The following is a 20,198-nucleotide window of genomic DNA, read 5'->3' as shown; positions in this document are numbered from 1 at the left end:
GGCGATGTGGAGGGGAAATTATTGTTTAAAGGCAGCTCGTTTGTCCGGTTTAGTATTGCACTGGCCCTAATTTTGGTTAATATCTATTTATTATCACGTGTGAGCTTTATCTTTCAGCCGCTTGTCACAATGGTTACGGTGATTACCGTGCCGATGATGCTGTCCGTATTCTTTTATTACCTGCTGCGGCCGCTCGTGAAAACGATGGAGCAGTTAAAATATTTGAATCGCACACTGAGCATTTTGCTGATTTACGTCGTGGCTCTTGCACTGGGCGTCCTGTTTATTGTAGGGTTGTGGCCATCGCTGCGTGAGCAGCTGGTTAATCTGGTAGAGAATGCCCCCAATCTGCTGAACTCACTCAGTCTGCAGCTAAGAGAACTGGAGCAGAACGGAGCGATTCAGGCGCTGTTCCCGAACGATACGACACCATTATCACAGGTTACAGAGTACATCAATAAAGGTTTTACGTTTGTAACCAATTATGTGAGCGGACTGATCTCGCTCATTTCCGGTTTTGCAATCATCCTGTTTACATTTCCGATCATTCTCTTTTATATGCTGAAACAGGACAAGCTGTTTGGACGTAAACTGGTGAACATTGCCCCTAAACGTTTCCAGAAGGACAGCCGTGAAGTGGTGCTTGAGATCGATCAGGCTTTAAGTGGATTTATTGTAGGTAGAGTATTAGTCAATCTTGCTCTTGGAGTGCTGATGTATATTGGTTTTCTGCTCATTGGCCTTCCGTATGCGCTGCTGTTGACCGTGGTGGCGGTGATCATGAACTTTGTACCTTTCATCGGAGCCATTGTGTCTTCCATTCCTATCGTGATTATGGGGCTGGTCGTATCACCATCGGTTGCCATCTGGTCACTGGTTATCATTCTCGTATCCCAGCAGATTCAAGATAATCTCGTTGCGCCGTACGTATTCGGAAAAAAGCTGGATATCCACCCGCTGACGACCATTATACTTGTCCTCGGTGCCGGGGATCTGGGCGGAATTATCGGTATTCTCGTTATTATTCCAGTGTATATGATTGTAAAAATATTGCTGGTTCGAATCTATCAGATGTTCTTCAAAGAGAAGTGGCAGAACGCCTAACACCCTTCGCTAACGCACTTAGAGTGCAGAAATGTAACTGTGCGTAAACCGTGGTAGAATAGAAGGGATAACATCCATACTTAGAACATCCCCAAAAAAAGATCATAAGGAGAGGAACTTATGTCTGAAATGATTGAGAAAAAAGTACCGGAAGCAGAATATATTGCACCTCCAGCGGTTCAGTTAGGGACAATCCATATTTCCAATGACGTCGTGTCTAAACTTGTAGGTATGGCAGCACAAACGACTCCAGGTGTGTCGTCCATGTCGGTCGGATTGACGGAAGGGCTTGCCAAGAGCATTAGCGGCAAAAGTCTGCAAAAAGGAATCGACGTTCATATTCAAAATGATGAAGCGTCGATTCAGCTGCGCATTAATGTGCAGTACGGACGCAAAATGCACGAGGTCTGCCAGGAACTGCAGCATAATGTACAGCAGGCGGTGGAGCAGATGGCAGGCGTAATCGTAAAAGAAGTTAAAGTGCAGGTTGTAGGCATTGCCATGCCTGAAAACGTGTAATTTTTACCGAGATTCTATCCAATTTCATATCATGATAGACAGCATCTTCCTGTATAGCGTTTACGGAGAAGGTGCTGTTTTGTTTTTACGATAATAGGTTGGAGCCTCACCCATTACTTTTTTGAACATTTTGGAGAAAAGAAGCTGGTCTGAATAACCGACGGAACGCGCGATATCGCCGATGCTCAGGTTAAGATCCATCGTCAGTTCGGCTGCCCTGCGCATACGGTAATGGACGAGATAAGATTGGATGCTGCTTCCGATCTGCTCTTTGAAGAGTGAGCACAGATAGCTGCGTCTGCAGCCCGACATGGGAAGCAATGGACTGAACGGTAACGGCGTTAGCATAATTCATTTCGATAAAATCAATGACCTGCGTAACATACGTTTCTTTACCATAATCTACGGCAGGCTGCAGGTTCTCGGCATGAGCATGATCAATCAGAATCGCGAAAAATTGATACAGCCACCCCGTCATACTGATCTCCCAGCCTTTGTGTGCAGTTCGGGAATGAACAATCCGGTGCAGACATGAGCGCATCTCATCGTCTTCATCACCGAGATCAAAGACAGGATGCAGCTCAGACATACCGGCCTGCTGTAAAAAGGAAGCACTGTGGGTACCCTGAAATGCAACCCAGCTGTATTCCCAGGGATCATGCAGATCTGCTTTGTAATGTACAACGGAGTGAGGAACGATGAGGAAGCCTTGACCTTTGTGCAGATGATACGTCCTGCCCGAAACTTCAAAAGTACCCTTGCCCTGCAGCACATAATGAATTTTATAGTAGTCTCTCATCGCCGGGCCAAAATGGTGTCCAGGTGTACAGGCCTCTGTGCCATAATGAAGGAGCTGCAGCTCCTGAGAATGATTGTTTTTGAACATATACGTAATCACGGCGTTCACCTCTGTGTGAGTTGGTCAATTCTTGCATTTTAACATATCTAAGGTTTGAAATGGTACTTTATTTCAAATGTGAATGAGATCATAACAATCATTGTTCCATATCATTATAGTGATAAACCATACCGTTCTTACAGGATAATGACTAAGATGAAAGGGAGTTATGGCTTGACCAACCTTACAGAAAAGAGTGAATAAGAATGCCTTATATTGCGAATGAACAACGATATGATGACATGAACTATGTACGTTCCGGTAAATCCGGCATTAAACTGCCGCAGATTGCACTCGGGTTATGGCAGAATTTTGGCGGCAACCGGACGCAGGATGTACAGGAAGAGATGATTTTACGTGCGTTCGATCTTGGAATCACCCATTTTGATCTTGCCAATAATTACGGACCACCCCCGGGATCGGCAGAAGAGAACTTTGGTGTGATCTATCACAAACATCTGCGTCCCTACCGGGATGAGCTGCTGATCTCCTCCAAGGCGGGATATCATATGTGGAACGGTCCATACGGGGAGTGGGGTTCCCGCAAAAACCTGATCGCCAGTCTTGATCAAAGCCTGCGCCGAATGGGACTGGACTATGTGGACATTTTCTATCATCACCGCCCAGACCCCGATACACCGCTGGAAGAGACGATGATGGCGCTTGATCACATCGTACGTCAAGGAAAAGCGCTCTATGTGGGCTTGTCCAACTATAATGCACAACAGACCCAGGAAGCAGTGACTATTTTGCGTCGACTCGGAACACCTTGTCTGGTTCATCAGCCAAACTACTCGATGTTAAACCGCTGGATTGAGGATGGGCTGCAGGATGTACTGGATGAGCAGGGTGTAGGCTCCATCGCCTTTTGCCCACTCGGTCGCGGTCAATTAACCAATAAATATGTGGACAAAATTAAAGCGGAACGCAGCAATCCAACCGGAACGCTGAAAAAAGAGTCTTATACCGATGAACGCATTGCTAAATTTGAAGCGCTGCAAGCGATAGCGGAGCGGAGAAACCAGACCCTTTCCCAGCTTGCACTCAACTGGGTATTACGCGGTAACCGGGTTACGTCTGCATTAATCGGAGCCAGCAGGGTATCCCAGATCGAAGAGAATGCTGCTGCGCTTAAAGCTCCTGAACTCACAGCGGCAGAGCTGAGTGAGATCGATTCCATCTTGGATGGAATTGGAAATTATCCTTGGTGAATGTCATAACAAGTATAACGAGTACCTTTTCTCTATGGAGAAGAGGTGCTTTTTGTATGGTGCGGGGGGAGGAAACTGGCATAAGCGTCAGTCTAACGTTTATACTGGAATAATTCGTTATGGGAGCAGCAGGAAAAGAAAGGGGAATGTCTTATGGAATTTTATCGATTTGATCAAGAGGTTGGCATGCAGATTACGAAATTTGACTCCAACTTTGTGATGTCCCGCCTCATTCAAACCAGCAAAGATGCACATATAGGCTGCATGCATTTACCGGCTAATGGTGTTGTCGGGTATCATCAGGCAGTTTCACCGCAGCTCATGATCATTATGTCAGGGGAGGGTCAAGTCAGAAGCGGGAACGGAAATGAGGTTCGTGTGAAAGCGGGAGAGGCTGTTTTCTGGGCAAAAGAAGAATGGCATGAAACCAAAACGGCAGCTGGCTTGACGGCGATTGTGATAGAGAGCGATGAATTAACGCCTGCGGTACACATGCCTGTGAGAGAACCAATTTCTGAATGAGCGGAGGGTTTTGGTGTTCGATTTTGGAGGATACTTCTAAAAAGACGTGAATGACCAAAACGGAGAAGCGGTGTGTGAATAAAGCGTTCTCTTATATTCTTTACAAAAAAGTGCGCTGTTCATAGTACCTGGTCCTAGGATTTGATGTATAATATAATGACGCTGTATAAGTTGAACTATTTTTAGACAAAGAAACGACGAGGACAGAAAAAAGCTGAAAAAGCAAAGCGTTCGCCTGAAAGCTTTCTAAAAAAAGCGAAGTGTCCGTGTAAACCATCTTTGGTTCAATTTGTATATATTTGAATGATAAAGGAGAGGCTCCATGTGAATTTTGAACAGTGGATTGCGCCTGAAACCTATAACTTGACATCCGAGATGGAGAATCACCCGTCAGATCGGATTGCACTTAGATGGCTCAGCGATCAACAGGAAGTGGAAGAGATTACGTATGGTGATTTATTGAAGCAGGCCAACCGTCTGGCCGGAGGCCTGCGTGAGCTTGGACTGGTGAAAGGTGATCGGGTGCTGGTCATGGTACCACGCCGAATTATTGCCTATGTCATATACATTGCTTGTCTGAAACTTGGCATCTCGGTGATCCCATCTTCGGAGATGCTGCGTGCAAAAGATTTGGAGTATCGTCTGCGGCATTCCTCAGCAAAGGCTGTAATCGTATGGTCCGAGACAACATCCGAAGTGGAAAAAATGAATGCCGACTTACCAGCGCTTGCTTATCGTATCGTGGCATCACCTGACGGTGACCATACCGTGCCGGGTGAAGGCTGGGTTAACGTACATCAATTGATGCAGAATCAGCCGGAAGAAATGGCCGCCGTACAGACGCATCGCGATGATATGGCGATTTTGGCTTATACCTCCGGAACAACGGGAAATCCCAAAGGAGTCGTACACAGCCACGGCTGGGGCTATGCTCATCTGCGCATTGCATCGTCGTTATGGCTGGATATTCAGCCTTCGGATACGGTTTGGGCAACCGCAGCGCCTGGGTGGCAAAAATGGATCTGGAGTCCGTTCCTGTCCGTACTCGGAAGAGGCGCAACAGGCCTCGTATACAACGGCTCATTCCAGCCTAGACGTTATCTGGAGTTGATGCAGGAGCATCACATTAACGTGCTCTGCTGCACGCCAACCGAATACCGCCTGATGGCCAAAACGGATGATCTTGGCCGCTATGATTTATCCCGTCTGCGCAGCGCAGTATCTGCCGGCGAACCGCTGAATCAGGAAGTCATCGAGATCTTCCAGCGCCATTTCGATCTGACCATCCGGGATGGATACGGTCAGACGGAAAGCACACTGCTGATCGGCAGTTTGAAGGATGCACCTGTACGCATTGGTTCCATGGGACAGTCCATTACTCCGGGACTCATCGAGATCATCGGTGAAAATGGACAACCGCTGCCTGCCGGCGAAGTGGGTGACATTGCTGTGCATCAGGATATGCCGGCCTTGTTCCGTGCGTATTATGAAGATGAAGGACGTAAGGAAGCGAATCAGCGTGGAGAATATTTTGTCACAGGTGACCGGGCGAGCAAAGATGAGGAAGGTTACTTCTGGTTTGAAGGGCGGAGTGACGATATCATCATCAGCTCGGGATATACAATTGGTCCGTTTGAGGTAGAGGAAGCACTCATGAAACATGCCAGTGTGAAGGAATGTGCTGTCGTTGCAAGCCCGGATGAAATTCGGGGTAATGTGGTCAAAGCGTTTGTGGTGCTGCGAGATGCATCGCAGGCTTCCACCGAACTGGCGCATGAGCTGCAGAGACATGTAAAGGAATGGACAGCCCCTTATAAATACCCGCGCAAAATTGAATTTGTGACGGATCTGCCAAAAACGAATTCGGGCAAAATTCGCCGGATCGAACTGCGTGAGCAGGAAAAACGCAGCAGGTAGTTCACATCGTGTGGATCTCTGGAGTACAGCCAAACTAAATCTAATCGAAGCAGGAGTTGATATTCACATGAGTTCATTTGAGCAGTCTTTTGCAAAATCGTTGGAACAATATGCTGAACTGGTAGTTAAAGTCGGAGTAAACATTCAAAAGGGACAAGACCTGCTGGTGACAGCCCCAATCGAAACGCTGGAGTTTACCCGTCTGATCGTTGAAAAAGCTTATGCAGCCGGGGCCCATTATGTACAAGTGGATTTCGAGGACGATCACATTACACGCAGCCGGTTTGAGCATGGATCGGACGATAGTTTTGACTATTATCCGGCATGGAAAGGGGACATGATGGAACGGTTCGCTGAAGCCGGGGGAGCGACACTGACCATTAAAGTACCAGACCCGGATCTGTATAACGGGATTGAAGCGGCTAAGGTATCGCGTGCAACGAAAGCAGCGGCGGAAGCGCGTAAAGGATATTCCAAGTACACCCGTAACCATGAAATTAGCTGGTGTCTGATCAAGGCCCCAACGAAAGCATGGGCAAATAAAGTATTTGCCGATATTCCTGAGAAGGATCGTATTAACGTTATGTGGGATACGATCTTCAAGATGAATCGTGTGGATGGCGGCGATGCCGTACAGAACTGGAGAGATCATCTTGAGACGCTGAATAAGATGAGTGAAGTGCTGAATGAGAAAAATTACAAGAGCCTGCACTATCGTGCACCTGGTACCGATCTGAAGATTGAACTGGTTAATGATCATATCTGGGGCGGCGGTGGCAGCGAAAACAAACAAGGGGTCTACACCGTAGCCAATATGCCGACAGAAGAAGTGTTCACGATGCCTAAGCGCAGCGGTGTGAACGGGTATGTGAGCAGTACGATGCCGCTGAACCTGAATGGACAGTTGGTAGACCAGATGCGTATCACATTTAAAGAGGGTCAGGTTGTTGCGTATACAGCGGCTTCTGGCGAGGAGCACTTGAAAAATCTTTTTGCGACAGATGAAGGTGCTCGTTATCTGGGAGAAGTGGCGCTTGTACCCCATAATTCCCCAATCTCGAATCTGAACCGTATTTTCTACAATACCGGCATTGATGAAAATGCATCCTGCCATCTGGCGGTTGGAAGTGCATATCCGTTCAATATGAAAAATGGCACAACGATGTCGAATGAAGAGCTGTTGAAACATGAATGCAATGTCAGTCTTACACATGTTGATTTTATGATCGGTTCCGCTGAATTGGACATCGACGGAGAGTTGCAGGACGGTACGATTGAACCTGTATTCCGTAAAGGAAACTGGGCATTTTAATTGAGTTTATGAAGAAATTGAAGTTGGTAAGAAAGACACGAACGATAAATTATAAAGTTGAATGGTACCTGTTAAAAAGGTATGATATGAACCTATGATTTGAACCGACGAAAAGTGACTTCGATCTCGAAGTCACTTTTTTTCTCAATCCAGAAGCAGGGGCATTGGATGAGATCATTCTGTTTTTGGGGATAAAGGCCATTTTCAGAGTTTGAAAAATCGCTTTATTTGGTTGTTACAGGAACACAAAGCTCGCATAAATGCTGATTCAGGAGCCGCGGACGATATCTTTCAATAACCGGTTTATCATCCATGCGATAGCCTTCTGCCTGTAATCGCGGAATCATATCGTTCCAGGCATTTTGTATGCCCTCGGCCGTATGCGGAACTGTGAAAATGAGATAGCTTCCTCCCGGAAACCTGCCGACGTTAATCTCAAAGCCAGTATCCTTGCTGTTATCCTTATCTAGATGAAAATGATCCTCAATCACGATACACGCATCGTATCTGCAGAGCTGGGGCAGGACTGCTGCTGGATGATCCTGAGGAATACCGAACAAAACAGCATCTTCATTCAGCAGCTTGTTCTGGTCCGCCCATTGTTTCAGCTTTTCCATGGTCTGAATGTTGGAGGGTCCATAAGGTCCAGTTTGGCGAACATAAGCCATTCTAGCGGGTTGAATCTGCTCCAGATATACATTTTTCTTATCCATGATCATCATCCTTTTCAAGTATAATGCCTACCTCAAGCATGCTAACATGTTATAAAAAAAATTGCATAATCTTTTTCTTGAAAAGGTGGTAACCCCGCTGCATTATGCAGTCGCAGCACCGAAATGATAGCGCGGTCTCATTGAAAAGCTTCGCTGGAACTCATAGAATAATATGGATAGATTGCATATGCTGGAAACTCACAAGTAAGCATTAAGAGAGGAGATTCGGACATGAGTATAGATATAACGAATGCTTTTACGGACGAACTTTTCAGACAATACATAGTAGAGCATTTTTGTGATCAACGAGGATATATTCTGGAACAGGATGTAGGTGGAGTAGAGACACTGCAGCTCCCAAAAATCGGCATAAAGAGCCTTCAAGGGATTGAATATTTCAGGGAGCTTCGGCTGCTGGATTGTGCATATAACGCGCTGACCAACCTGCAGATTGAACATAATCTGAAGTTGAGAACGTTATTATGCAGAGAAAATCAGCTTCTTGAGCTGCAGCTTCATGCGAATACGGAGCTGGAGACACTTGATTGCAGCTTCAATCGCCTGCGCAAACTTGACGTATCCCATAATCACAGGCTTGTATCGATTGAATGCCAGTGGAATCTGTTATCCGAACTGAAAGTCGGTCATCTAACCTATTTAGAGAAACTTGCCTGCAGTTACAATACGCTTTTCTCGCTGGATACGGCTGATCATAACCAGCTGTTTCATCTGGACTGTGCCAACAATGACCTTATCCAGCTGGATGTGACAGGCTGCCCGGCTCTGATCGAACTTCGCTGTCATCACAACCATCTCAAAAGCTTGGACCTTCAGTCCAATATTAGGCTGGAGAGTGTGCGCTGTTTCCATAATCATATCCGTGAACTGCATCTTCATCCCCTTACGGAGCTGGTGGAGCTGTATTGTTCCGAAAATAAACTGAAGTCGCTGGATGTAAGCCGGAATGCCAAGCTGAAGCACATCCAGTATGGAGATAATCTAATCGTTGAACCCGCTCATGAAGTTCCGGGTATGGGAACGTTTGAATATGACAGTGAAACGACACTTTATTACATGAACATGAACCTGCAGCATGAGAAGAGAGAGCTGCGGATCAACGTTCAGATCTCAACGAAGTCAGGCATGCAGGCTGTATCTCCTTACCTTGAAGCTGCCTGGACACAGTGGGACCATTTATGTGAACGTGCACTTCATGTTATTGCCGAGGCTAATCCTGAGGAGGATGTAAGTGAATTGCTCTTGGCTGATGCGGCATTTGAAGCCGATGGCAGCCTAAAGCTCGGGTTTGATGCAGGGGACACGCCAGCCGGACAGCTCTATATCTACGCTGCATTTGATAACAATCTTCACATTTCGGATGAATTGATCTATGAAATGTATTGAAGTGCATGCAGTGATGCATGATTGAGAAGACGTGATTAAGCAGCTGAGAATGCGCAGAGAGAATTCATGATAAATAAACCGAATTATGCAGACGGTTTATTCATGAAGAGCATTCGGGACCATTCCGTGGGCAACCTGCTGCTGTTAATGACAAAAAGCCACGGATTCGTGGCTTTTTAAGAGCTGTCTTATTGAAGATGATGCGATAATAAATTATTCGGCGTTCATTTTATTAAAGCTGACATATTCGTGAATAGGCTTGCGATATCCGCGAGGGCGCTGTTTGGATTCAGACTTTTTGCCGATTGTAATCAGCATGGCAGGTACGTAGTGGTCTGGAATGTTGAGGCTCTGCTCCAGCTCTTCCGCATCAAATCCGATCATCGGGCACGTATCCCAGCCGCGGTCCTGTGCAATCAGCATGAACTGCATCGCTGACAGGCTGGCGTTACGAATCGCATCCTCGCGTTGGAAAAAGCGGCCGCGAGTTTCGTAAAATTCAGCAACACTCTGTGATTCCTGCTCATATTGAAAAGGCGTCAGTGCTCCCAGGTTAAGCAGTCCCTCGTTAATGGTCCGAATATGATGGTGTGCGTGAACATCACCCAGCACTACGATGACTGCGGATGCTGTTTTCACTTTATACTGCTGCGAAGCTTCATATATCTTCTCTTTTTGCGTGTCATCGGTTAAAACAAGATAATGGGTATGCTGCAGATTAAATGCGGACGGGGCAAATTTGTTTAAGGCAAACATCTCTTCCAGTTCTGATTCCGAAATTTCAATTCCTTCTTCAAAAATAACAGCCGATCTGCGGTTCTTAATCAAATGGTCTAATTCGCTCATGGATGTGTACCTCACTTATGTATAGTTTGCCTGCTTATAAAGTGAATATAGCATACTTGGTTACTTTATGTAAGTATTATTTTTGAATAAGACAAGATATGCTCGCCATACGCTAGTAGAAAACAGCAGAGGTGAGCTATGATATCATTCATCCGCAGATTAAAATCAGCACGCCACCATCATGAATTTCGAGTATATGTCTTTGAATCCTCTTCGCTCAAACGGTTTGTAGTGGTGGAAATCATACTGGGGTATCTTGTATACGAAATAGCCCTTTATCTGTGTCACAATGATTTATTGGCAGGAGCAAGCTCTTGGGCAGGTACTGAAGGTGTGAAACGGCTGCCGCTTTTGTTTCGGCGTATTGTGGGAGTTTGAGTAGAGTAACGGTGTATAAGCTTTCAACTGCGATCCAGGAAAGACATGTCTGGAATACATTTGCAGCGTAAGAGTGCAAACAGACTTTATATCGAGTAGACTCGCGGAGTCATTGAAGCACTTGATATGAGAAGGAGCAAAACATGCCCCTTCTCGTGGTTCCTTTTACCGATACAAAGTGCATCAGCTTCAAGTGCAGCCCAAATGGCTTACAGAAAAAACATAGATTTGAACAAAGCATCAATACCGTTAAATGTTTATTTAGCACGCTCCAGATATTGTTCTAAGGTGAGCTTCTGGTTGGTGATCTCACCAGCAATATATACACCCACGTAACGAACATGCCACGGTTCATAAGAATAGCCGGTTAGTTTCTCCTGGTCTTTGCCGTAACGGATAATAAAACCGTATTTGTGGGCATTGGCTTTCAGCCATTTGCCTTCCTTGGTGTTTCCAAAGCTTTGCTGCAGATCATAACCAGCCGAAGCGCTGGAAATATCCATAGCAAGTCCGGTCTGATGTTCGCTCTGTCCCGGGCGGGCACTCGTTTTGTTAGCAGCTGCTTCGCCTTTGATGCTCGCATTCCGGTCAAAGATCGATTTTTGGGTTGCGTACGAACGATAGCCGGAGACGGCTTTGATATCGATACCGTCTTTTTTGGCTGCAGCAAACAATTTCTCAATGGCGGATGCTGCCACTTTGCGAATTTGCTTTTTCGGGCTGGAGCCGGAGAAGCTGAACGGGATGTTAGGAACAACCAGATCTTTCGGTTCATATGTGGATGGCAGGTTCCGCTTTTTATTGACGAGCACAACCGTGCTGAAGAGATTTGTCACCGTCGCTAAGCCTTTGCTCGGGGTCGTTATGGTACGGCTTGGTGCATTATCCTGCAGGAAACGGGAGAAACTTGAGCTTGCCGCAGAAGCGGGTGGGTTGAGCACTTGGCTAATAGGCAGCCCAGTAAAGGCTGTGCCTGCAAGCACCGAACTGAGAAGAAGTGTTGATATAATCGATTTGCGAGTAAAGGATGGCATTATGGAAGTTCCTCCTTGGAATATATGAATCTATAAACCAAGTATACTTGAGGAATATATCCATAGGTTCTCCAAATGTTTCCGACTTGTAAACAAAGTTAGCGAGAATCTCTTTTTCTCATATAGCGGCGCTGTTCAACTGGGCCGGAGTAGAAGCCAAAAAGAAAGTGGGAGTGAAGCACAAAGAGTAAAGTCGCAGTGTAATTTCTCACCGCGTGCAGCTCCCGGCACGCGGTGCCTGTTTCATGACAAGAGTGGACTTACAAAGGGCTTACAAGTTACAAGCGTTGGATGCACTCGGGGTCCCGACGGCTGCCTTGCGTGCATCACGGAGGCGGAGGTTGCTGCTGATTACACCGGAATCACTGCTCAGCACGAAAGCAGGGTAGTTTTCTTGTGCGTCGAGCTTCATGTTGGGTTCCAGATTGAGCTGGTGTTTGGGATCTACATAGAATGGAACAAGGTTGGTTTCAATCTGTTCATCGAGCGCGGCAGGTTCGTCTGCAATGAGTAACACGACAACACCGTTACAGCCGCAGCCTTCCATATCATAAAATACTTTGAAATAACCGGGCTGATCGTTCAGACTTTTCGTCAAACGTTGTGCTGCCAGATCAGTAATTTGAATATGCATAGGGCTACACTCCTCTATTAAATAAACTCTTGGCGAATGAAAAAAATGTACTGTGCTTCTTATGCCATTATACCACTTTGTCGAAAATTAAATCATGTCTTATACTTATGAATGTACATATACATAGGCTTCACGATTCTCGATTGATGCTTATCAGGATGCTTGAACAAGGGATGATTCCGGTAAGGAGCCGCAGTTAAAAGACACGAGGTAAATATACAGCAGATGTCGAATAGGTAATTATGCTATAGAAGAAAGGGTTGAAGAACACCATGTCATCGAATTTCGTGCAGCTTCACGAAGGAAAATGGACAACTGAGCCTGTTCATACCAAGCTTGACGGGGAACGATTCATTGTACAAGCGCAGGAGGGCAGCGATTTCTGGGAGGAAACGTTCTATGGCTTCTGCCATCGAAATGGACATGCCATGCTTGCTCCTTGGGACGGTAGGGAAGCGGTTGAAGTGTCGTTTGATCTGAGTTCATTTACGGAATTGTACGATCAAGCAGGGTTAATGCTGTGGCATGGAGAGAATCAGTGGATCAAAGCCGGGGTTGAAGTCAATGATGGCGTTGTACATGTCGGTGCTGTTGTAACCGATCAGTACTCGGATTGGTCGCTTTCACCTGTGCCGGAGTGGGGAGGACGAATGGTTACAATTCGTGCGTCATACCATGAAGAGTCCGTTGTCATTCGTGCGCGTACTGACGAGCATCCATGGCGGACCATCCGGGTAGCCAGATTCGCTTATCCTTCCGACAAACACGCAGGCCCGTTCCTGTGTGCTCCCAAGCGGTCAGGGTTTGAGGTTGCTTTTACAAAATGGGCCTATACCGCTCCGGATGTGGACCTGCATACCGATCCACCCATTAACGATTAAAGACTGGACGAGCATTCTTGATTTTGAAGAATATCAGCAGATAGGTATACACCATGTTTGAAAACTTAACGGTATGTATAACAGAAGAAGCAGACTTCCTAAGAGGAATCTGCTTCTTCTGTTTTTTTCTTCTTCGTATAAGCTGCTCGTAAGTATCAACATCAGAAACAATCTTTTAAGCTCACAAGTTCATTTTCATAGATATTTGCTTGCGAGACCATAGATATTTACGTGCGTTTCCATGGATATTCACTATCTAACGCGTGAAAGTATTATGTGTAATTCCAACCTGCAGCGTGATCGGGGTAACTAACTATGAAGATGTTATTAGTTTGGCTTCTGTTCAGCATCTAAATGAATGAACCTTCGAATACCATTTTCACTGCAGCCTGTCATTTAGTCTTGGTATCTTCTTTATCGGTTGTCTCTTCGGTCCGGTTCTCTTCATTCTCCTGCATCTCGCGCATCCGCTCTTCATAATCATCGAGGAACCACAGCGGGTCCATGTTGTCTTCCTCGCCATTATAGTTAATGAGGATTTCCTCGCCAGCTTTGATGTCTTTGTATGCGTAGAAATCAAAGGTGTGATTCTCAAAGTTAATATCGTATGTGGCGTTGGGTTCATAAGAATGATTAATCAGACTGCCGTATCCCAGCAGGATGGCGGTATGATTAGCTCCGTATTCGAAGACGTAATCTTCCAGAATCGTTTTTTCAATGTGTTCGTGGTCCTCATTCGGATAAGGCACAACGGGCGCCTGATGGATCAGTTGACCTTTGGCAATATCCACTGATGCAAATACTCCGCGATTAAACTCGCCGCCATCACCCAGTTTGGACTGTTTTACTTCAATCATGACATTCACCTGATGCTCTCTCGGAGAGCTCCGTTCTATATAATGGTTATATTTCGTTTAAGGCAAAATTTTAACTCATACGCAGCGATAAGGCAACTATAACATCACTTTCATTCGCCTGCCGTATGCAGCTGCAGCATATTAGAGCATGAGTTTGAAGACACACAGGTGAATATGCATTAATTTTAAAATAGGACGTTGAGTTGTAGGGAAGATAACGCTTATAATATACAAAGAATTAAGTCTATATAGAAAAGGTGCCATGAATGAGTATATTAAATGTAGAAAAATTAAGTCACGGTTTTGGTGACCGTGCTATCTTTAACGACGTTTCATTCCGCCTGCTTAAGGGCGAGCACATTGGTCTGATCGGGGCGAATGGGGAAGGTAAATCAACCTTCATGAACATTATTACAGGCAAGCTGCAGCCGGACGAAGGTAAAGTTGAATGGTCCAAACGGATGCGTGTAGGTTACCTCGACCAGCATGCGGTGCTGAGCAAGGGACAATCGATCCGCGACGTGCTGCGAGCGCATTCCAGTACCTGTTCGACATGGAGCAGGAAATGAACGAAATGTATGGCAAGATGGGTGACGTTACACCTGAAGAACTCGAGCAGCTGCTTGAGGATGTAGGTACAATTCAGGATACGCTCACGAACCAGGATTTTTACATGATTGATGCCAAGGTAGATGAAACCGCGCGTGGTTTGGGTTTGACCGATATCGGTCTGGACAAAGACGTTAACGACTTGAGCGGAGGACAGCGGACAAAAGTGCTGCTTGCCAAGCTTTTGCTTGAAAAACCGGACATTCTGCTCCTTGACGAGCCGACAAACTATCTGGATGAGCAGCATATTGAATGGTTGAAGCGTTATTTGCAGGAATACGAGAATGCCTTCATTCTGATCTCACACGATATTCCGTTCTTAAACAGCGTAATTAACCTCATTTACCATATGGAAAATCAGGACCTGACTCGTTATGTGGGTGACTACGATCACTTCCAGGAAGTTTACGAGATGAAGAAACAGCAGCTGGAGTCGGCGTACAAGCGTCAGCAGCAGGAGATCGCGGACCTGAAAGACTTCGTAGCGCGTAACAAAGCCAGTGTAGCTACACGGAACATGGCGATGTCCAGACAGAAAAAGCTCGACAAAATGGACGTGATCGAACTGGCCAAGGAAAAACCGAAGCCGCAGTTCAATTTCCGTGATGCAAGAACGTCCGGCAAGCTTATTTTTGAAACAAAAGGGCTTGTGATCGGGTACAACGAACCGTTGTCGAGACCCCTTGACCTTCGTATGGAGCGCGGCCAGAAAATTGCGCTTGTCGGTGCTAACGGTATCGGTAAAACGACGCTGATGCGCAGTATTCTGGGAGAGATTCAGCCTTTGGAAGGAAACGTTCAGCGCGGAGAACATCTGGAAATCGGTTATTTCCAGCAGGAAATGAAGGATGCCAATTACAATACATGTATCGAAGAAATTTGGCAGGAGTTCCCTTCCTACACCCAGTTTGAAGTACGCGCAGCCCTTGCGAAGTGCGGACTTACGACCAAACACATTGAGAGTAAAGTCGCTGTCCTCAGCGGTGGGGAAAAAGCAAAAGTGCGTCTTTGCAAGCTGATTAACAACGAAACCAATCTGCTTGTACTCGACGAGCCGACGAACCACTTGGATGTGGATGCAAAGGACGAACTGAAACGTGCGCTTCAAGCGTACAAAGGCAGCATTCTGCTGATCTCGCACGAACCGGAATTCTACCGTGATGTTGTGACGGAGACATGGAACTGTGAATCCTGGACAACCAAAGTATTCTAATGTATGCCTTAAACGCTGAAGGAAGCCAATTTTACCGAATTTTTGTTCCACGCCAGGAAGTTACCGCAGGCGTGCAGGGGCACGTCAAGGGAAAGTAACGCTGCAGGGGGCGAAAAAGGGGTAAAAGATGCACTTCAGCGTGTTTCAAGACACGCCCGCAAAACAGATTGTTTGTATAAACTCGAGAGACCGTTCGAATGTTGATATGACGCGTATTTGACCTGCATTAGCGGTTGGATACGCGTTTTTTGCCACAAAATTGCGAAAGCGGGAAATAGGACAAAAGGATGGTTGACAGTCTGATAGACAAACGATATTCTATTTTAGAAAGCGGTTACATATTTTATCCAGAAAACCTGTTATATGACATGGGCAGCTAAGAACGGTACTTCGTGACGTTGATGTTTGCACTTGGCAGAGAAGACAGGTTCTTTTTTATCCAAAAATGAAACCGATTTCATTGGAATCGTATTTTTAAGGTTCATTGGTATGATGTATTTCTTAGTGTAAAGGAGCGAATCGATATTGGATAAACTGAGAAAACCGATTGCAATTCTGTTATCCGCTGTGCTTGTATTCTCTTCAGGACCACTCATGTATCAAGACAAGGTTCACGCAGATGAAGCTCTTGTGCCCGGCTCGTGGATACAAGATGACTTTTCCGATGGCGATTATACGTCCTCACCTGGATGGCAGGTCATCTCAGGGACTTGGGAGGTAGTACCCGATCCTGCGGATGGAGGCAATCAGGTTCTTTTCCAAAGCAATACAGATGAGGGTTTCATAACGACGGGAGAACCTGCCGCAGACAAGACAGTATCCATGCGTTTTTACACAGGAGCGGGTGAGGGGTTTCCAGGCATTTTACCGCGATTCCAGGACCGAAATAACTACTACTATTTTCAAATGCATGTGCCCAATAACAAACTGGTTTTCAGCAAAAAGGTCAATGGCGTAGATACAGCACTGAAAACGGTGGACTATTCGTTTAGCGAAAATACGTGGTATACGCTTAAAGTGGTGCTTTCTGGCACTTCAATTCGCGGTTACATTGTGGAGAATGGAATGAATCGGCTGGTTTTTGATCTGAGCGATTCTTCGATTCCCACAGGTAAAGTCGGCATTCGGAACAAATGGCAGACCGTACATATTGATGATGTCGTGATTGCGGAACCACCGCGGACGAATGAAGTTTTGCTTACAGCTGACGGGGAGACGTCATCTTCAATATCACTGCAGTGGCCTGATATCGAAGGGGCAGCGGGGTATCATCTGTATCGATCAAGTACGCTTGAAGGAGGTTACTCTCTTGTTAGTCAACCGACATCAGCCCATTATGTGGACGAAGGATTAAGCTCGGACACCGTTTATTATTACAGACTTGCCTATGCCTATGGAGGATTAACCGAGTCCCAGTGGTCTATACCGCTGGAAGCAAGAACGACAGCACAAGCTCCGGAAGCTCCGGGTGATGTTCAGGCAGCGGCACTAACATCGAAAAGTGTTCAATTGTCCTGGAAAGCAGTAGATAAGGCGAGCGGTTATCGTATTGTTCGTGCCGAACAAGGCACAGAAGACTATGAATTAGTTTACGACGGCAGCGATGTATCTTTCACGGATCAGTCACTTGAACCTGGGAAGAGCTACAGCTATCGAGTGACCGCGTACAATGCCGCCGGGGAATCCCCATATCGTACGGCGGAAGTACAGACGTATGACGCAGACGCCCCCTCCGGATTTACAGCTGCCGCTGTGATGGATACCACGATTTCCTTGAAATGGGATGCGCTGCCCGGATCGGATGTCACCTATAAGGTGTCAAGGGCAGCAGGTACCTCAGGTACTTATCAGCAGATCTACACAGGAAGTGCAGCTGCCTTAGACGACACGGGGCTGACGATGGGCACGGGATATTTTTATACCATTCAGGCCAGCGTAGACGGAAAGGATACCCCTGTCTCCGCACCGCTGGGGGTATCCACGGTGCGCACAAGCTTTACGCCTGGACAGTTGTGGCCGGATCAGAACGGCAAACCGATTGATGCTCATGGCGCAGGTTTCTTTTACGATGAACAGACAGAAAAGTACTACTGGTACGGGGAGCATCATACAGGCGGCTGGCCTGCGGTCGGCATACGCGTGTATTCTTCCAAAGACCTGCTCAACTGGACGGACGAAGGCATGGCACTGACGATGCTGCAGTCGATGGACGATTTTGATCATGATCCGCTCATTCAAGAGCTGTATGCTGGACGTGAGGATCGTGTGGACATCTGGGCAGATATTCGCAAAGGACGGATCATCGAGCGCCCGAAGGTCATCTACAACGACATAACAAAAAAGTATGTCATGTGGGCCCATATGGACGGAGATAAAGACCCTTATAACAATAATGCCAACTATGGTAAAGCCAAGGCAGGTTATGCCATCAGTGACTCACCAACAGGACCATTTGTGTATCAGAAAAGTTATCGGATGGACCTGGCCCCCGAAGGGGAGAAGGATTATTTCCCGAATGACCGGGGTATGGCCCGTGACATGACACTATTCAAGGACGAAGACGGAACCGCTTATCTGATCTACTCCAGCGAGGAAAATCTGACGCTGTACATTTCGAGGCTCACCGAGGATTACAGTGACGTTACAGGCTGGCACAAGGAAGGGCGTACGGACGATAAAGGAAACCCGGTTCGTGATACGGTGTATCAGGCAGAATACGGTGTAGACTATGTTCGGGTATTTCCAGGTGGACAGCGTGAAGCACCGGCCATGTTCAAATACCAGGGTAAATACTACATCTTAACTTCAGGGGCTTCTGGCTGGGCTCCCAACGAGAATAAAGTTACGGTTGCGGACCATATTTTTGGGCCTTGGTCGACCATGACGAATCCGTTTGTGCGCACGCTGCCGAGTGATCCTGATCCTGGCAAAGCTTTTGGTACACAGACGACTGCAGTTATTCCGGTTGATCCGGAAAAGGGCAAGTTTATATACGTGGGCGATACCTGGAACGGAGGAAACTTTGCTAACGATGGGGCCAAGTACGTGTTTTTGCCGATCGAATTTGGCATAGGATCAGATATTGCGATCAAGTGGTATAACAGCTGGACACCTGATCTGCTGGATTCGATGGGCAGGGTAGATATAGCGGATCAGCTGCCGGAAGCGGTGAAGCTGGGAGAAGTGCCAGCGCTGCCTTCGACAGTGAGCGTGCGTGATGGTGATCAGCTGGTATCTACGACAGCGGTGTGGACGATTGATCATCGGGCGCTGACCGCAGCTGATTTTGCCAAACCCGGGCCGCTCACGCTGCAGGTCACGACACCGGAGTATCACAATAAAACACAAGCAGTACGTGTGTTTGTCATTCCCGAGAATACATTATATTTTGTGAACAGCGGTGGATACCAGACGGCGGATTACGAGCTGATGAGTAATTATATGCAGGATTCGCTGCTGCATCCGGGAGTCGTGGATCAGATGTACGCTCCGGCTGCAGGGCGTTCATGGGGATATGTCAGCGCGGATGCACTGCCTTCCGGTACGGACGGCGGAGATATATTCTCAACCGTGCGATATCTGAATGCCGGAAATATCAGCGGCTCACCCAAAGGCAGGGATCTGACGTACAGCTTTGATGTGCCAAACGGTGAGTACGATGTGTATGCTGGATTCCATGATCCGTGGACAAATACTTCACGCCGTGCCGATTTTCTAATTAACGGCACGAATACGGGGGCGGTTACGTATACACCAGCAAGTATCAGGGCCCATAAAGGCGTAGAGGTTTCGAGTGGTAAGCTGGATCTTACGGTACGTAATACGGCATCTCAGGACCCGTTAATCAGCTGGATTATGATTGTAAAATCAAGTGAAACGTCTCCTGTGCACGGCAATGGGAGATTGCTCCGTGACAAGTAACCCGTTACAGTTTGTAAGCTAAGCTTGTACAGCCGCTGTAATGCTAAAGTGAAACCTGCGGTTTAGGCCAATCGTGCTGAATCTGCTATCGTGACCTAGGCTGTGACGAGTTAGACTGTCTGGGAAAAGTGATACATCTTGCCTCTCTTTTGCATAACAAGAACGCTGATCCATTTCTAAAAAAAGGCTTGTTTGACCTGAACTTCAGGTTAAGCAGGCTTTTTT

Annotated in this window: 17 protein-coding genes and 1 pseudogene; 11 read left to right on the top strand and 7 right to left on the bottom strand. The window is 46.6% G+C overall.

What is annotated here, in order from left to right; translation table 11 throughout:
- Positions 1 to 21 precede the first annotated feature (21 nt).
- Complete coding sequence (locus tag ABXS70_RS13190) at positions 22 to 1,104, top strand: AI-2E family transporter (RefSeq protein ID WP_366296245.1); 1,083 nt, start codon at positions 22 to 24, stop codon at positions 1,102 to 1,104.
- A gap of 120 nt (positions 1,105 to 1,224) precedes the next feature.
- Positions 1,225 to 1,623 carry an Asp23/Gls24 family envelope stress response protein gene (locus ABXS70_RS13185; RefSeq protein ID WP_366296243.1) on the top strand — a complete coding sequence of 133 codons (399 nt, stop codon included), beginning with the start codon at positions 1,225 to 1,227 and terminating at the stop codon, positions 1,621 to 1,623.
- Between the two features lie 60 nt (positions 1,624 to 1,683).
- Here the strand turns inward: ABXS70_RS13185 and ABXS70_RS13180 are convergent, their stop codons facing one another.
- Both ABXS70_RS13180 and ABXS70_RS13175 read right to left on the bottom strand, forming a co-directional pair.
- On the bottom strand, positions 1,684 to 1,875 hold the full coding sequence (locus tag ABXS70_RS13180; protein WP_366296644.1) for a helix-turn-helix domain-containing protein: 192 nt from the start codon (positions 1,873 to 1,875) through the stop codon (positions 1,684 to 1,686).
- Positions 1,814 to 2,521, bottom strand: a complete 708-nt coding sequence (locus ABXS70_RS13175; RefSeq protein ID WP_366296241.1) for an AraC family ligand binding domain-containing protein — start codon at positions 2,519 to 2,521, stop codon at positions 1,814 to 1,816. Before ABXS70_RS13175 ends, ABXS70_RS13180 begins: the two co-directional genes overlap by 62 nt.
- A gap of 206 nt (positions 2,522 to 2,727) precedes the next feature.
- Between ABXS70_RS13175 and ABXS70_RS13170 the strand changes: the two genes are divergently transcribed.
- The 4 genes from ABXS70_RS13170 to ABXS70_RS13155 all read left to right on the top strand — a co-directional run bounded on the left by ABXS70_RS13170 (position 2,728) and on the right by ABXS70_RS13155 (position 7,483).
- A complete protein-coding gene (locus tag ABXS70_RS13170) occupies positions 2,728 to 3,732 on the top strand; it encodes an aldo/keto reductase (RefSeq protein ID WP_342555812.1) in 1,005 nt (334 codons plus the stop codon).
- Positions 3,733 to 3,885: 153 nt separating this feature from the next.
- On the top strand, positions 3,886 to 4,254 hold the full coding sequence (locus ABXS70_RS13165; protein WP_366296239.1) for a cupin domain-containing protein: 369 nt from the start codon (positions 3,886 to 3,888) through the stop codon (positions 4,252 to 4,254).
- 375 nt (positions 4,255 to 4,629) lie between these two features.
- Positions 4,630 to 6,171, top strand: a complete 1,542-nt coding sequence (locus ABXS70_RS13160; RefSeq protein WP_366296642.1) for an AMP-binding protein — start codon at positions 4,630 to 4,632, stop codon at positions 6,169 to 6,171.
- A gap of 67 nt (positions 6,172 to 6,238) precedes the next feature.
- Entirely contained in the window at positions 6,239 to 7,483 is a 1,245-nt protein-coding gene (locus ABXS70_RS13155; protein WP_342555814.1) for an aminopeptidase, read from the top strand.
- 224 nt (positions 7,484 to 7,707) lie between these two features.
- Here ABXS70_RS13155 and ABXS70_RS13150 read toward each other — a convergent pair whose 3' ends face one another.
- Positions 7,708 to 8,196, bottom strand: coding sequence for a GyrI-like domain-containing protein (locus tag ABXS70_RS13150; protein ID WP_366296237.1), 489 nt, complete (start codon positions 8,194 to 8,196; stop codon positions 7,708 to 7,710).
- Between the two features lie 231 nt (positions 8,197 to 8,427).
- On the opposite strand from ABXS70_RS13150, the gene ABXS70_RS13145 reads away from it, so the two are divergent.
- Positions 8,428 to 9,600: a leucine-rich repeat domain-containing protein gene (locus ABXS70_RS13145; RefSeq protein WP_342555816.1), complete on the top strand. Its 1,173-nt coding sequence runs from the start codon at positions 8,428 to 8,430 to the stop codon at positions 9,598 to 9,600.
- 213 nt (positions 9,601 to 9,813) lie between these two features.
- Here the strand turns inward: ABXS70_RS13145 and ABXS70_RS13140 are convergent, their stop codons facing one another.
- On the bottom strand, positions 9,814 to 10,446 hold the full coding sequence (locus ABXS70_RS13140; RefSeq protein WP_366296234.1) for a nitroreductase family protein: 633 nt from the start codon (positions 10,444 to 10,446) through the stop codon (positions 9,814 to 9,816).
- 138 nt (positions 10,447 to 10,584) lie between these two features.
- Between ABXS70_RS13140 and ABXS70_RS13135 the strand changes: the two genes are divergently transcribed.
- Positions 10,585 to 10,824: a hypothetical protein gene (locus ABXS70_RS13135; RefSeq protein WP_342555818.1), complete on the top strand. Its 240-nt coding sequence runs from the start codon at positions 10,585 to 10,587 to the stop codon at positions 10,822 to 10,824.
- A 257-nt stretch (positions 10,825 to 11,081) separates the two neighbouring features.
- On the opposite strand, the gene ABXS70_RS13130 is transcribed toward ABXS70_RS13135, so the two are convergent.
- Positions 11,082 to 11,858: a M15 family metallopeptidase gene (locus tag ABXS70_RS13130; RefSeq protein WP_366296232.1), complete on the bottom strand. Its 777-nt coding sequence runs from the start codon at positions 11,856 to 11,858 to the stop codon at positions 11,082 to 11,084.
- 271 nt (positions 11,859 to 12,129) lie between these two features.
- Positions 12,130 to 12,492 carry an iron-sulfur cluster biosynthesis family protein gene (locus tag ABXS70_RS13125; RefSeq protein WP_342555820.1) on the bottom strand — a complete coding sequence of 121 codons (363 nt, stop codon included), beginning with the start codon at positions 12,490 to 12,492 and terminating at the stop codon, positions 12,130 to 12,132.
- A 272-nt stretch (positions 12,493 to 12,764) separates the two neighbouring features.
- Between ABXS70_RS13125 and ABXS70_RS13120 the strand changes: the two genes are divergently transcribed.
- Positions 12,765 to 13,373, top strand: a complete 609-nt coding sequence (locus tag ABXS70_RS13120) for a DUF1349 domain-containing protein (RefSeq protein ID WP_342555821.1) — start codon at positions 12,765 to 12,767, stop codon at positions 13,371 to 13,373.
- Positions 13,374 to 13,765: 392 nt separating this feature from the next.
- On the opposite strand, the gene ABXS70_RS13115 is transcribed toward ABXS70_RS13120, so the two are convergent.
- Positions 13,766 to 14,230, bottom strand: coding sequence for an SET domain-containing protein (locus ABXS70_RS13115; RefSeq protein WP_366296230.1), 465 nt, complete (start codon positions 14,228 to 14,230; stop codon positions 13,766 to 13,768).
- Positions 14,231 to 14,496: 266 nt separating this feature from the next.
- Here ABXS70_RS13115 and ABXS70_RS13110 point away from each other — a divergent pair.
- Together ABXS70_RS13110 and ABXS70_RS13105 are read left to right on the top strand one after the other, a co-directional pair.
- Positions 14,497 to 16,052, top strand: a pseudogene (locus ABXS70_RS13110) (ABC-F family ATP-binding cassette domain-containing protein).
- A gap of 525 nt (positions 16,053 to 16,577) precedes the next feature.
- Positions 16,578 to 19,973: a fibronectin type III domain-containing protein gene (locus ABXS70_RS13105; RefSeq protein ID WP_366296228.1), complete on the top strand. Its 3,396-nt coding sequence runs from the start codon at positions 16,578 to 16,580 to the stop codon at positions 19,971 to 19,973.
- Positions 19,974 to 20,198 lie beyond the last annotated feature (225 nt).

This window comes from Paenibacillus sp. AN1007, assembly GCF_040702995.1.
Lineage (GTDB): Bacteria > Bacillota > Bacilli > Paenibacillales > Paenibacillaceae > Paenibacillus.
The sequence above is the reverse complement of the archived record's forward strand: the minus strand, read 5'-3'. Positions and strand labels throughout refer to the sequence as shown.